Genomic DNA, 14,268 nt, shown 5'->3' on the forward strand with positions numbered 1-14,268 from the left:
GACACCGGTACCGGGCCGCGATTAGGCTGAGCGTGGGCGCGGCGTCGAGGTGGGCGCCGGACCAGTGTTCGACAGACCAGGAGGACCAGTGAGCGGCGATCGGAACGAGAGGCGCGGCGGGACGTGGGACGTCCCGACGGACGATCAGTCCGACGCGGAGCCCGAGCTGACGGGCGAGTTCACCATCGACTACACCCCGCCGGCCTGGTACACCCAGGGCGCGGCTCCGGCCGCGCAGGTACCGGGGCTGCCCGAGGGCAGCGGCTTTGAACCCCACCGCCCGTCGGACGTGGCCTCGCCTCCGACGATGCGGATCGCGCCGCCGGCCCCGCGGACCCCGTCCGACGGCTCGGGCATGCCCACGCCTCTGACGACGCCGGCTCCGGCTCCGGCTCCGGCTCCGGCCGAGTCGGCTCCGGTCGACGCGGCCCCCGCGCCGGCCCCGGCTCCGGTCGAGGCGGCTCCGCCGTTCCAGGCCCCGGCCCTGACTCCGGTCGAGGTTCCGGCGTTCCGGACCCCGGCGCTGCCCCCGGCCGAGGCAGAGGTGCCCGCGCCCGTCGCTTCCCCGGCACCGGCGGAGACCCCGGCCCCGATCGAGGCACCGGCGTTCCAGGCACCCGCGTTCCCGGCTCCGGCGCTGCCCCCGGCCGAGCTTCCCGCGCCCGTGGAGTTCCCCGCCCCGATCGAGCCTCCGGCGTACCAGGCGTACCAGGCTCCGGCGCTGCCCCCGGTCGAGGCCGAGGTGCCCGCACCGCCCGTGGCCGACGCCGTGCCCGTCGCGGAGCAGGCGGCGCCCGCCCCGGTCGGCCCTGCGGACGTACCGCACGCCGGCGCCGAGAACCCGTTCGGGGGACCCGGTGGCGAACTGCCGTCGCCGCCGCCCGCGTTCGCGGCTCCGGACGACTACGCGTTCCCGCCGCCGGCTCCGGCCCCGGTCGCCCCGGCTCCGGTCAATCCGGCCCCGGCACCCGCTCCGGCCCCGGTGCCGCAGTACGACCCCCGCTCCGGTAGCCAGTGGCCCAACGGACCGGGACCGGTACCGGGACCTGTACCGCAGCAACAGCATCCGCAACAGCAGCCCCCGCAGCCGCACGACCCCCGGTACTCCGGCCAGGCCGCCGGCGGGGCCCCGCTCGGCTACACGGCCGCCGTCGAGCTGTCCTCCGACCGCCTGCTGCGCAACAAGCAGAAGCCCAAGAACAACAACAACAACGCCGGCGGCCGCTTCCGCTTCGGCGGCAAGGCGGCCGAGGCGGAGCGCCAGCGCAAGCTGGAGCTGATCCGCACGCCGGTCATGTCCTGCTACCGCATCGCCGTCATCAGCCTCAAGGGCGGCGTCGGCAAGACCACGACCACCACCGCCCTCGGCGCCACCCTCGCCACCGAGCGCCAGGACAAGATCCTGGCCATCGACGCGAACCCCGACGCCGGAACCCTCGGCCGCCGCGTGCGCCGCGAGACCGGGGCCACCATCCGGGACCTGGTCCAGGCGATCCCGTACCTGAACTCGTACATGGACATCCGCCGGTTCACCTCGCAGGCGCCCTCCGGTCTGGAGATCATCGCCAACGACGTGGACCCGGCCGTCTCGACGACCTTCAACGACGAGGACTACCGCCGCGTCATCGATACGCTGGGCCGCCAGTACCCGATCATCCTCACCGACTCGGGCACCGGGCTCCTCTACTCCGCCATGCGCGGAGTCCTGGACCTGGCCGATCAGCTCATCATCATCTCGACCCCGTCCGTGGACGGCGCCAGCAGCGCCAGCACCACCCTCGACTGGCTCTCCGCGCACGGGTACGCCGACCTCGTCTCGCGCTCCCTCACCGTCATCTCCGGAGTCCGCGAGACGGCCAAGATGATCAAGATCGAGGACATCGTCCAGCACTTCGAGACCCGCTGCCGCGGCGTCGTCGTCGTGCCGTTCGACGAGCACCTCGCGGCCGGCGCCGAGGTCGATCTCGACATGATGCGGCCCAAGACCCGCGAGGCCTACTTCAACCTCTCCGCCCTCGTGGCGGAGGACTTCCTGCGGGCCCAGCAGCAGGCCCCGCAGGGCCACTGGGGAGCCCCGCACCAGCAGGCCCAGCAGCCCCAGCCGCAGCAGCCGTACGGCCAGCCCCAGGGCCAGCCCGCGTACCAGCAGCCGCAGCCGCAACAGCCGTACGCCCAGCCCTACCCGCAGCCCGGCCAGCCCTGGCAGCAGCCCCCGGCCGCGCCGCAGCAGCCCCAGCAGCCGCCGCGGGACCCGCGCCTCGGCTGACCCGCCGACAGCAGGAAGGGCCCGTACCGCCCCCGGAACCGGGACGGTACGGGCCCTTGCCCGTCAGTGACCTCGTCGTCGTCAGCGCGCCGCGTCGTACGCGTCCGTCAGCACCCGCGCCCGCTTCACGTCGCCCGCGATCGCCTCCAGCAGCCCGTCCAGCGACTCGAACTTCGCCATCCCCCGCACGTACGCGAGGAAGTCGACGGCGACGTGCTGCCCGTACAGGTCCAGCCCGATCCGGTCGATCGCGTACGCCTCCACGGTCCGCTCGGTCGCGTCGAACTGCACGTTCGTCCCCACCGAGATCGCCGCGGGCATCCGCTCTCCGTCGGCCGTCAGCCAGCCCGCGTACACCCCGTCCGCCGGGATCGCGGTGTGCGGCGCCGTCTCGACGTTCGCCGTCGGGTAGCCAAGCTCGCGCCCGCGCTGCGCACCGCGCACCACCACGCCCTCGACCCGGTGCGGACGCCCCAGGATCTCGGCCGCGCCCTCCATGTCCCCTTCGGACACCAGCCTGCGTGCCAGCGTCGAGGAGAACGGCACGCCGCCGCCCGCCTCGCCCCGCTCGACCAGGTCCACGACCTCGACCTCGTAGTCGTACGTGCCGCCCAGCTCGCGCAGGAAGTCGACGTTCCCGGCGGCCCGGTGGCCGAAGCGGAAGTTGGGGCCCTCGATGACGGCCCGCGCGTGCAGCTTGTCGACGAGCACCTTCACGATGAACTCGGCCGGGGACAGCTGCGAGAACTCCGCCGTGAACGGCAGGATCAGCAGGGCGTCCACGCCCAGCCCGGCCATGAGTTCGGCACGCCGGTCGTACGGGGCCAGGATCGGCGGGTGGCTGCCGGGGCGGACGACCTCGCTCGGGTGCGGGCTGAAGGTGACGACGACGGACGGGACGCCGAGCTGACGCGCCGTGGCCACGGCCCGTCCGATGATCAGCTGATGACCCCGGTGCACACCGTCGTAGGAGCCGATGGTGACGACGCTGCGTCCCCAGTCCTGGGGGATGTCCTCCAAGCCACGCCAGCGCTGCACTGTGACCGCTCCTCGCCCGAACCCGTGTAGGCCTTGTACTGATTGCCGATTACAGGTCTAAGACTGCCATGCCGGTGCCCGGGGCCCCGCATCGGCGTCCGGGTGGGACGGCCTCCGCGGCCGCCGCGGCCCCTCGTCACGTCACGTCCGGAGCGGCCCTGCTCAAGGTCTCCACGGTCCGCCGCGCGCTCGGGCCCAGCAGGGCCGCCGCCTCCACGCCCGCCTGCGCCAGCCAGCGCGCCACGAACGCCCCGAAGGCCGGGTCGGACCGGGCGAGCTCCACCGTCCGCCGCTCGAACACCGCGGGCCCGCCGGGGGCCCCGAGCAGCTGTCGCCCGGTGCGCCGCAGCAGCTCCCGCGTACGGTCCTCCGGGCGGGCGGCGGCCCCGGCCGCGACGGCCCCCAGGAACGCGTCGAGCACCCGCGGGTCCGTCTCCTTGCGCAGCAGTACGTCGGCCAGCTCGCCCCGCAGCGCGTACGAGGGCTCCCCGCCCGGCGCGGCCAGTACGGCGGCCAACTCGGCCCGTACCGCCGCGGGGGCGGACCGCAGCAGGTCCAGGACCAGCGGGCGCAGCACCGGGCCGGCGGCCGGGCCCTGTTCCAGGCGCCGGTCGACGAACGCGGCGGCGTGCGGGGCGTCCTCGGGACGGCGCGCGAGGTGCTCCCGTACGAGGTCACCGGCGCGCCGGGCCAGCCCGGGCGTGGTCAGCGCGGCCAGGGCGCGCACCACCTCCCCGTCGGCCCGCTCCCGCAGAGCGTCGAACACCGCGTCCGGGTCGGGCAGTACGGGCAGGGCCGCGACCAGCGCCGCCGCGGGCAGCCGGGGGCCGTGCTCGGGGGCGCGGAAGCAGGCGAGGGCGTCAGGCAGGTAGCGGCCGCGCACCTGCGGGTCGCGGAGCAGCGTCGCCAGGGCGCTGCCGTGCAGGGCGGCGTCGGCGGGGCGGGCCAGCAGCGTCTGGGCGGCGTAGCGCAGCAGCTCGCGGTCTGCGGGGGTGCGCACGTGCGGGGCGGTGGCGAGGCCGTACGCGGCGGCCGCGACCCGCCGCCCGGGCCGTTCGTCGTGGGCCCAGCGGTCCACGGCCCGGCACATCGCGGAGGGTTCCTCCTCGGCGAGTACGGCGAGCAGTTCGTCGGCGCGGGGGTGCGCGGCGGTGACGAGCGCCTCGGTGAGGTCGTCCACGGCGAGGCGGCGGTGGGTGTGCAGCAGGGCCTGCGCGGCGGTGGCGACGGTGGCCCCGGGCCGGCCGCGCAGCCGCCGCCCGTCGGTGAACCAGGCGCAGAGCAGGGGCTGCGCGAACCGGGGGGCCCGGACGAGCCGGCGGGCCGCGGCGTCGAGGTAGCGGTCGCCGGGGACCGCCTCGGCGGGGTCGGCGGGCAGCAGCCGGCGCAGGAGGTCGAGACGGTCGGGCTCGGGCAGCCGGAGCCGGTTCCAGAACCAGCCGCCGAACTCGCCCGGGCCCGCGCGGGCCACGTGCTCGGCGAGGGCGTGCAGGACGGGGAGGTGGGGGTGGGCGTCGGGCGCCCGCAGCAGGGTTTCGCGCAGCAGTCGGGCGGCCCACCAGACCCGGTCGGGTTCGGCTGCGCCGGTCCCGGCCTCGGCGAGGGCGTTGAGGCGGTCGACCAGGCGCTGGAGCTCGCCGCGCAGGCTCTGCGCGGGCAGTCTGCGCAGGGCCTCCAGGACGGGCCCGATCCGGTGCCGGGGTACGGGGAGGCCGGGCCCGGCGGGCCGGTGGACGAGGGAGGCCAGGGCGGTCGGGACGTCCAGGTGGAAGGCCTGGATCCAGTCGGACAGCTCCTCGTGGGCGAAGCGGAAGCCGGGCCCGGCGGGCACCAGCAGTCCCTCGGTGAGCACGGCGGAGGCCCAGCCGGTGCGCCACGGGAACAGCTCCTCGAAGTCGGCCCTGGCGAGCGACCCCTGCCCGGGTCCCAGGCAGCGCCGGGCGGCCTCGTGGACCCGGCCGGCCATGCGCGTCGCGAGCCGCCGCACCCCGGGGCCGTGCACCCGGGCGCCCCCGGCCTGGTCGGCGGCGACGCGGACCGCGGCGCGCAGGCACAGCAGGTCCAGGTGGGCGGCGAAGACCTCGTCGCGGCCGGGGCGGCCGACCGTGACCTCGGCGGCGCGGATCCCGGCCAGCAGGCGCAGGGTGAGCGGGTGCCGGGCGTCGGCCTCCCGGACGGCGCCCTCGGGGATGCCGAGGCGGGCCCGGGCGGTCTCGGCCTCGGCGGCGGTGAGGTCGCCGAGCGGGAGGGCGGGCGGCATCCGGCGGGCGGGGCGGGCCGGGGTGTGGAGCACCTCGGGCGGGCAGAGGGCGCCGGCCCGCTCCCAGTGCTCGGGGCGGGCGGCGACGGCCAGCCGGGCGCCCGCCGCGCGCAGCCAGCCGACGGTGGCCTCGGTCCAGGGCCCGAGGCGGTGGGCGAGCTCCGGCGGCATCTCCTCGGGGGCGTCGAGCACCACGAGCAGCGCCCGCCCGGCCTCCCCGGCCACCCGCGCCACCTGCTCGGCGTCCGCCTCGGCCGCGGGCCGGTCCCCCGGTTCGGCCGGGCCCCCGGCGGTGACGATCCGGGCCGCGGCGGCCAGCGCCCGCGTCACCGCGTCGGCCAGCGAGGTGTCCCCGGCGGTCAGGTCCGCGCCGCGCAGCCACAGCGTCGGGGCGGGACGGGACCCGCGTGCCCGGCGTACGGCCAGGGCCGCCAGCGCGGTGGTCCGGCCGGTGCCCGGTTCGCCGACCAGGCCGAGGACGAGGCCGTCGCCCGCCGTGAAGGCCTCCAGTTCGGCCGCGGTCCCCGGTCGCTCCACGGGGTCAAAGCCGGGTTCGGCCTCGTCCGGGGGGAAGGCCGCGCCCACGGTGGTCCCGGTCAGTTCCAGGATCCCGGCGAGGTTCAGGTCCGGCCCGTACGCGGGCACGGTCGCGGTATTGCGTTCCAGCAGCGCGGCCAGCGGACCGGCCGGGTCGGCGACGGCGGCCGCGCGCAGGGCCACCGCGAAGCCACCAGAGCGGTGTTCCGCCCGCAGAGCGGTGCCCAGGACGGCAAGCACCGCTCCGGTCTCGGCGTCGAGGACCGGGCCGCCGCAGGCCTCCCCGCCCAGGCTCAGCGCGTCCCGCCCATCGGTTCCGATCGCCAGCTCCATCGCGGCGCGGGCGGGCACGGCGTGCAGTCCGCCGGCCGTCGGATAGGTGACCTCGGCGCCCCCGAGCACCCGCGCCTGCCGCCATCCCCGCGCGGGCAGCCGTACGTACGTCCCCGGAGCGATGGCCTCGCGCACCGCCACCGGCAGCGGCCGCATCCCGAGCCCGTCGGTCCGTACGAGCGCCAGCGCGAGCCCCGGCAGGGCGGTGACGTCGCCCGCCTCGGCCAGCCAGGTCCGGCCGGCCGGGCCGGGCGCGTGCAGCACCACCCGGCTCAGTCCCTCGACCGCCTCGTGGCTGGTGACCACCGTCCCGCGGTCGTCGGCGACGAACCCGCTGCCGCGCGCCTGACCGGCGAGATCGCAGATTGTGACGAGCTCCGCCATGGCCGCACCACTCCCCCGCAACGCCCCGTGTTCACGACGGTAGGCAGGTGAAGATCAGCACGAAAAGCACGTGTGGCGAACGCGCCCCCTTACGCTCCCTCCATTCACTCCGAGCGCCTGCTCGGACGGGTGAATACGGGGCTCCGGGTGGATAGAGACCTACCCGAGGGGGGTCGTGGAGCGGTGAGCGCCAGTGCATGCGCGCTCATCGCTCCACGTCAACGAACACTCCGCTTCAACGAAAGCAGCGGCGGTGGGTCAGACGAAGACCGCGAGGGACTTGGCCTTTCCGCCCTTGCTCTCCACGAGCCCGAGCAGCGTTCCCTGCGGTCCGAAGACCGCCACGGTCCGGCCGGCCTCGTACGTGTCCGGCATCTCGATCCGCACGCCGTTGGCGAGCAGCGAGGCGCGCCGGGCATCCAGGTCCCAGCGCGGGAAGGCCGCGGCTGCCGCGTCGCCGATCGGCATGACGGTCAGCTCCTCCTGGAGCTGGTCCAGCGTGCGCGCCCGGTCGATCTTGTACGGGCCCACCCGGGTGCGCCGCAGCGCCGTCAGGTGCCCGCCGACGCCGAGGTCGGCGCCCAGGTCACGGGCCAGGGCGCGGATGTACGTACCGCTGGAGCAGGCGACGGAGACGACGAGGTCGACGACCTTGGTGCCGTCCTCGGCCTCCGCCTCGCGCATGTCGTACACCTGGAACGAGGAGACGGTCACGGGCCGGGCCGGGATCTCGAAGTCCTCGCCGTCCCGCGCGCGCTTGTAGGAGCGCACGCCCTTGATCTTGATGGCGCTGACCTTGGACGGGACCTGCATGATCTCGCCGGTCAGCTTGGCGATGCCCTCGTCCACGGCCTGCCGGGTTACCCCGGTGGCGTCCGTGGAGGAGGTGAGCTCGCCTTCGGCGTCGTCCGTCAGGGTGTTCTGCCCCAGCCGGATGGTGCCGAGGTACTCCTTCTCCGTGAGCGCGAGGTGGCCGAGGAGCTTGGTGGCCTTCTCGACGCCCAGGACCAGCACGCCCGTCGCCATCGGGTCGAGCGTGCCGGCGTGGCCCACGCGGCGGGTCTTGGCGATCCCGCGCATCTTGGCGACCACGTCGTGCGAAGTGAAGCCGGACGGCTTGTCGACGATGATCAAGCCGTCCGGAGTCTTCCCTGCGTTGCTGCTCATTCCGCGGCTGCGTCCTCGTCGGAGTCGTCTGCGTCCTCACCGGGCTTCTTGTACGGGTCGGCGTCACCGGCGTACTGCGCGCCGGAGGACACCTCGCGCACCTGGGCGTCGGAGGTCCGTGCCTTGTCGAGGAGGTCCTCGATGGTCTTGGCGTTCTCCGGGAGGGCGTCCGCGACGAAGGTCAGGGTGGGCGTGAACTTGGTGCCCGCCGCCCGGCCGACCGCGGAGCGCAGTACGCCCTTGGCGCTCTCCAGGCCCGCTGCCGCACTGGCCCGGTCCTCGTCGTCGCCGTAGACCGTGTAGAAGACCGTGGCCTCCCGCAGGTCGCCGGTGACCCGGGTGTCCGTGATGGTCACGTGCGTACCGAGGCGGGGGTCCTTGACACCGCGCAGCAGCTTCTCGGCCACCACCTCCCGGATGAGGTCCGCCAGCTTCTTCGCCCGCGCATTGTCGGCCACTGGTCCGTCTCCTTCTTATGTCTTGCTATCAGTCTTCATCACCGTGGAGGCGCCGTCGCACGGACAGCAGCTCCACTTCCGGACGCGCCGCGACCAGCCGCTCACAGCGGTCCAGTACGTCCGAGAGGAACCCCGCGTCCCCACTCACCAGAGCGACCCCTATGCGGGCCCTGCGGTGCAGGTCCTGGTCGCCCACTTCGGCCGCGCTCACGGAGAACTTGCGTTGGAGCTCGGCGACGATGGGCCGGACGACGGAGCGTTTCTCCTTCAGCGAGTGGACGTCGCCGAGGAGCAGATCGAAGGACAGAGTCCCCACGTACATGCAGTTCCGGATGTCCCGCCGGTGCGGGTTCGGTGGCCTGCCGGCCGTCGCTCGGCAGGGTCACCAGAACCGTACACGCAACGGCCGGGGCCGATCGACGGATATTCCGCCGACCGGCCCCGGTGTTACGAGTTACGACACGGTGCGAACCGCCTCGCGCTTACGCGCGGGGCTTCTCGCGCATCTCGTACGTCGCGATGACGTCGTCGATCTTGATGTCGTTGTAGCTGCCGAGGTTGATACCGCCCTCGAAGCCTTCGCGAATCTCGGTGACGTCGTCCTTGAAGCGGCGCAGACCGGAGATGGTGAGGTTCTCGGCGATGACCTTGCCATCGCGCAGGAGCCGCGCCTTGGTGTTGCGCTTGACCTCGCCGGACCGGATGAGGACACCGGCGATGTTGCCCAGCTTGGACGAGCGGAAGATCTCGCGGACCTCCGCCGTACCGAGCTCGACCTCTTCGTACTCCGGCTTGAGGAGACCCTTCAGGGCCGCCTCGATCTCCTCGATGGCCTGGTAGATCACCGAGTAGTAGCGGACGTCGACGCCCTCGCGGTCCGCCATCTGCGCGGCACGGCCGGCCGCACGGACGTTGTAACCGATGACGATGGCGTCGGAGCCCATCGCCAGCGAGATGTCGGACTCGGTGACCGCACCCACACCGCGGTGCAGGACCCGGATGTCGACCTCTTCACCGACGTCGAGCTGGAGCAGCGAGGACTCGAGAGCCTCGACCGCACCGGACGCGTCGCCCTTGATGATGAGGTTGAGTTCCTGGACCAGACCGGCCTTGAGCACGGAGTCGAGGTCCTCGAGGGACACACGACGGACGCGCTTGGCGAAGTTGGCGTTGCGCTCACGCGCAGCACGCTTCTCGGCGATCTGACGGGCCGTACGGTCCTCGTCGACGACGAGGAAGTTGTCGCCGGCGCCGGGGACGTTGGTGAGACCCAGGACCAGGACGGGGGTCGACGGACCCGCTTCCTCGACGTTGTTGCCCTTGTCGTCGAGCATGGCGCGCACTCGGCCGTAGGCGTCGCCCACGACCATCGTGTCGCCGACGCGGAGGGTACCGCGCTGGACGAGGACGGTGGCGACGGCACCGCGGCCGCGGTCGAGGTGGGACTCGATCGCAATACCCTGAGCGTCCTGCTCCGGGTTGGCGCGGAGGTCGAGCGAGGCGTCGGCGGTGAGGACGACGGCCTCGAGCAGGGAGTCGATGTGCAGACCCTGCTTGGCGGAGATGTCGACGAACATCGTGTCGCCGCCGTACTCCTCGGCGACCAGACCGAACTCGGTGAGCTGACCGCGCACCTTGACCGGGTCGGCACCTTCGACGTCGATCTTGTTGACCGCGACGACGATCGGGACGCCGGCGGCCTTGGCGTGGTTGAGCGCCTCGATCGTCTGCGGCATGACGCCGTCGTTGGCCGCGACCACGAGGATCGCGATGTCGGTCGACTTGGCACCACGGGCACGCATGGCGGTGAACGCCTCGTGACCCGGGGTGTCGATGAAGGTGATCTTGCGCTCTTCACCGTTGACCTCGGTACCGACCTGGTACGCACCGATGTGCTGCGTGATGCCACCGGCCTCGCCCGCAACGACGTTCGTCTTGCGGATGGCGTCGAGCAGTCGGGTCTTACCGTGGTCGACGTGACCCATGACGGTCACGACCGGCGGACGCGGCATGAGGTATTCCTCGCCGCCCTCGTCCTCGCCGAACTCGATGTCGAAGCCCTCGAGGAGCTCGCGGTCCTCTTCCTCCGGGCTGACGATCTGGACGACGTAGTTCATCTCGCCGGCCAGCATCTCGAGCGTCTCGTCGGAGACGGACTGCGTGGCAGTGACCATCTCGCCGAGGTTCATCATCACGGCGACGAGCGACGCCGGGTTGGCGTTGATCTTCTCCGCGAAGTCGGTGAGGGACGCACCGCGCGACAGGCGAACGGTCTCGCCCTGGCCGCGAGGCAGCATCACGCCGCCGACGGACGGGGCCTGCATGGCCTCGTACTCCTGGCGCCTCTGACGCTTGGACTTGCGACCACGACGGGCCGGACCGCCGGGACGGCCGAAGGCACCCTGCGTGCCACCACGGGCACCGGGACCACCGGGACGCCCGCCGAAGCCGGGACGACCGCCGCCACCGGCACCGGCCGGACCGCCGCCGAAGCCGCCGCCACCGGGACGCGGGCCGCCGAAGCCGCCGCCGCCAGGACGCGAGCCCGGACCGGCCGGACGGCCGGCGAAGCCGCCGCCCGCGGGACGACCGGCGCCGCCGCCGGGACGGGCACCGCCCGCACCGGGACCACGGCCACCGGGGCCGCCGCCGGGACGCGGACCGGGACCACCGGCAGCGGGACGCTGCGGCATCATGCCCGGGTTCGGACGGTTACCACCGGGAGCACCGCCCGGACGCGGGGCGCCGCCCTGCGGACGGGGCATGCCGCCGGGGGTCGGGCGGCCAGCACCCTGGCCCTGGGGACGCGGAGCGCCGCCGGGACCGCCCTGCGGGCGGGGAGCACCCTGGCCGCCGCCGGCGCCGGGGGCACCGGGACGGGGCGCGCCGGCCGGACGGGGCGCCTGCGGGCGCGCCATGCCGGTGGAGCCACCAGAGGTGAAGGGGTTGTTGCCCGGACGGGGACCGGCCGGACGGGCGCCCTGCGGACGCGGGGCCGCGCCACCGGGGCGCGGGGCCTGGGCACCGGGAGCGGTGCCGGCCGGACGCGGGGCGCCGGGACGGGCGCCGGCCTGGCCACCCTGGGCCGCCGGACGCTGCTGCGCCGGACGGGGACCGGGGGCGGCGGCGGGACGCTCGGTGCGCGCCGGGGCGGCGGGAGCCGCCGGAGGCGCGGAGAACTCGGTCGCCACGGGAGCCGCCGGAGCGGGCTTCGGGGCGGCCGGAGCCTTCGGGCCGGGACGCGGGCCGGATGCGGCCGGAGTCACCGGGGCGGGCGCAGCGGCGGCCGGAGCCTCCGCGACGACCGGCTTGGGGGCCGGTGCGCCGGGCTTCGGCGCAGCGGGACGTGCAGCGGCACCCGGGGTGGGAGCCCCGGGCTTGGCGGGGGCGGCCTTGCGGGGCGCACCCGGCTTCGCAGCGGACTTGCCGGCGTTGCCGCCGGGGCCCTGCAGCGCGTCAGTCAACTTGCGTACAACCGGCGCCTCGATCGTCGAGGACGCCGAACGGACGAACTCACCGAGTTCCTGGAGCTTGGCCATGACGACCTTGCTCTCAACTCCGAACTCCTTGGCGAGTTCGTATACCCGGACCTTAGCCACTTCGCTCCTTTTAGGTCCGGGTTACGCCGGACCGTCGCTACTTCATGGGCGTACTCATCGCGTACTCATCGAGTGCTCATCGCAATCTCGACCTACTTCCAACTCGCGAGGTACCTGACCGCACGGGGTATCCGTGCCGTACTACTTCTTACGGTGTCGCCTCGGCCTCGGCGGCCAGGGCGTTGCGCAGTTCCGTCGTGTCGAGCACTCCGGCGGACCGTAGGGCCCGGGGGAACGCCCGGCGGCGGACCGCCTGGTCGAGGCAGACCACGGCAGAGTGCACATAAGCACCCCGGCCGGGCAGCGTACCGCGTGGATCGGGGACGCATTCGTCCTCGATCGCCACGATGCGCAGCAGATCGCTCTTGGCCGCTCGCTCCCGACACCCCACACAGGTGCGTTCGGGGCGTGCGCGGGCTTGCGTCCGGCCAGACACGCCTAAGTCTACCTCCCCGCACCGACCCTCCCCCGACAAGTTCCGGGCGAAAATCGAACGGCTGTTGTGTTGTGGTGATCCACGGGCCGGTGTAAGGCCGCCGCGTGGTCCCTGTCTACCGCCCGGGAAGCCCCGGGCGGTACCGGTTTATTCCCCGTCGCCGTCCGCGTCCGCGTCCGGGGACGCCTCGGTGTCGGGACGGATGTCGATGCGCCAGCCGGTGAGCCGGGCGGCGAGGCGGGCGTTCTGGCCCTCCTTGCCGATGGCCAGCGACAGCTGGTAGTCGGGCACGGTCACCCGCGCGGAGCGGGTGTCCCAGTCGACGACCTCGACCTTGCTCACCCGGGCGGGTGACAGCGCGTTCGCGACCATCTCCGCCGGGTCGTCCGACCAGTCGACGATGTCGATCTTCTCGCCGTGCAGCTCGGCCATGACATTGCGCACTCGGCTGCCCATCGGGCCGATGCAGGCGCCCTTCGGGTTGAGGCCCGAGCGGGTGGACCGTACGGCGATCTTGGTGCGGTGACCGGCCTCACGGGCGATCGCCGAGATCTCGACGCTGCCGTCGGCGATCTCCGGGACCTCCAGCGAGAACAGCTTCTTCACCAGGTTGGGGTGGGTGCGCGACAGGGTCACGGACGGACCGCGGACACCCTTCGCCACCCGCACGACGTACGCCTTCAGGCGCAGTCCGTGCGTGTACTCCTCGCCGGGGACCTGCTCCTGCACCGGCAGGATGGCCTCCAGCTTGCCGATGTCGACGAGGACGTTCTTGGGGTCCTTGCCCTGCTGGACGACGCCGGTGATGACGTCGCCCTCCCGGCCGGCGAACTCGCCGAAGGTCAGGTCGTCCTCGGCGTCGCGCAGACGCTGCAGGATCACCTGCTTGGCGGTCGTCGCGGCGATCCGCCCGAAGTCCGACGGGGTGTCGTCGAACTCCTTGGGCTCCTGGCCCTCTTCGAGGTCCCTCGGGTCTTCCGTCGCCCACACGACCACGTGACCGTTGGTGCGGTCCAGCACGACGCGTGCGCGGCGGAAGCTCCCCTCGGTCCGGTGGTACGCGATGAGGAGGGCCGACTCGATCGCCTCGACGAGCAGGTCGAAGGAGATCTCCTTCTCCCGGACCAGACCCCGCAGGGCACTCATGTCGATGTCCACGGCTACGCCTCCTCTTCCTTCTTGTCCTTGCGGCTGAACTCGATCTCGACACGCGCCTTGGCGATGTCGGTGAAAGCAATGCGGCGGGCGGTCGCCTTGCGGCCCTTCACGCCCGGGACCTCGACGTCCAGTCCCTCGTCGTCGAGGTCGAGGATGCGGGCGATCAGTTCCCCGCCCTCCGCCAACTGGAACTTCACGAGACGGCCGATCGCCCGTACGTAGTGACGGTGCTCGCTGAGCGGGCGGTCCGCGCCCGGGGAGCTGACTTCGAGGACGTACTCGTCCTCGCCCATCACATCGGAATCGTCGAGCTTGTCGGAAACCTCACGGCTCAGCTCGGCGCACGCGTCCAGCTCGACACCCTCGTCGGAATCCACGATGATCCGCAGCATCCGGCGCTTGCCCGCCTTGGACAGCTCGATCTCCTCGAGGTCCAGGCCCTTGGCGGCGACGAGCGGCTCCAGCAATCCGCGCAGCCTGTCGCTCTGGGTGGTGCTCATCCGGGTGACTCCTCGGCCGCGTGTGCTGTTGTGGTTTCCGTCGTGCGTCAGGTCAAAGGGTATCCGGTCGCGGAGGGTGTTGCCGTCAGCCCTGTGGACGGGGCCCCGGGTACCGTGATCACACCCTGCCCC

The 14,268-nt window shown here is 73.3% G+C and carries 9 protein-coding genes and 1 pseudogene; 1 reads left to right on the forward strand and 9 read right to left on the reverse strand.

From position 1 onward, the window contains the following. Positions 1–49: 49 nt before the first annotated feature. Positions 50–2,433, forward strand: a pseudogene (locus JIW86_RS13260) (SCO5717 family growth-regulating ATPase); the annotation flags it as partial. Here the strand turns inward: JIW86_RS13260 and JIW86_RS13265 are convergent. From JIW86_RS13265 to rimP, 9 genes are all read right to left on the reverse strand, one after another. Continuing rightward, the gene (locus JIW86_RS13265) at positions 2,348–3,304 is read right to left on the reverse strand and encodes a bifunctional riboflavin kinase/FAD synthetase (RefSeq protein WP_215148777.1); all 957 of its coding nucleotides are present in this window, start codon (positions 3,302–3,304) and stop codon (positions 2,348–2,350) included. The pseudogene JIW86_RS13260 and the gene JIW86_RS13265 overlap by 86 nt on opposite strands. 136 nt (positions 3,305–3,440) lie before the next feature. Continuing rightward, a complete protein-coding gene (locus tag JIW86_RS13270; protein WP_257553931.1) occupies positions 3,441–6,818 on the reverse strand; it encodes a serine protease in 3,378 nt (1,125 codons plus the stop codon). Between the two features lie 258 nt (positions 6,819–7,076). Further along, positions 7,077–7,985 (reverse strand): tRNA pseudouridine(55) synthase TruB, encoded by a 909-nt coding sequence (gene truB / locus JIW86_RS13275; RefSeq protein WP_257553932.1) that lies wholly within the window; start codon positions 7,983–7,985, stop codon positions 7,077–7,079. Further along, positions 7,982–8,443: a 30S ribosome-binding factor RbfA gene (rbfA, locus tag JIW86_RS13280; RefSeq protein ID WP_257553933.1), complete on the reverse strand. Its 462-nt coding sequence runs from the start codon at positions 8,441–8,443 to the stop codon at positions 7,982–7,984. Before rbfA ends, truB begins: the two co-directional genes overlap by 4 nt. Positions 8,444–8,471: 28 nt before the next feature. Further along, positions 8,472–8,765: a DUF503 domain-containing protein gene (locus tag JIW86_RS13285; RefSeq protein WP_030651158.1), complete on the reverse strand. Its 294-nt coding sequence runs from the start codon at positions 8,763–8,765 to the stop codon at positions 8,472–8,474. A gap of 160 nt (positions 8,766–8,925) precedes the next feature. Beyond that, complete coding sequence (gene infB, locus JIW86_RS13290) at positions 8,926–12,042, reverse strand: translation initiation factor IF-2 (RefSeq protein ID WP_257553934.1); 3,117 nt, start codon at positions 12,040–12,042, stop codon at positions 8,926–8,928. A 148-nt stretch (positions 12,043–12,190) separates the two neighbouring features. Further along, complete coding sequence (locus JIW86_RS13295) at positions 12,191–12,478, reverse strand: YlxR family protein (RefSeq protein ID WP_257553935.1); 288 nt, start codon at positions 12,476–12,478, stop codon at positions 12,191–12,193. Positions 12,479–12,625: 147 nt separating this feature from the next. Beyond that, a complete protein-coding gene (nusA, locus tag JIW86_RS13300) occupies positions 12,626–13,636 on the reverse strand; it encodes a transcription termination factor NusA (RefSeq protein ID WP_215146646.1) in 1,011 nt (336 codons plus the stop codon). A 2-nt stretch (positions 13,637–13,638) separates the two neighbouring features. Continuing rightward, positions 13,639–14,136: a ribosome maturation factor RimP gene (rimP, locus tag JIW86_RS13305; RefSeq protein WP_215146647.1), complete on the reverse strand. Its 498-nt coding sequence runs from the start codon at positions 14,134–14,136 to the stop codon at positions 13,639–13,641. Positions 14,137–14,268: the final 132 nt, after the last annotated feature.

The sequence above is a fragment of the Streptomyces sp. NBC_00162 genome (assembly GCF_024611995.1).
Lineage (GTDB): Bacteria > Actinomycetota > Actinomycetes > Streptomycetales > Streptomycetaceae > Streptomyces.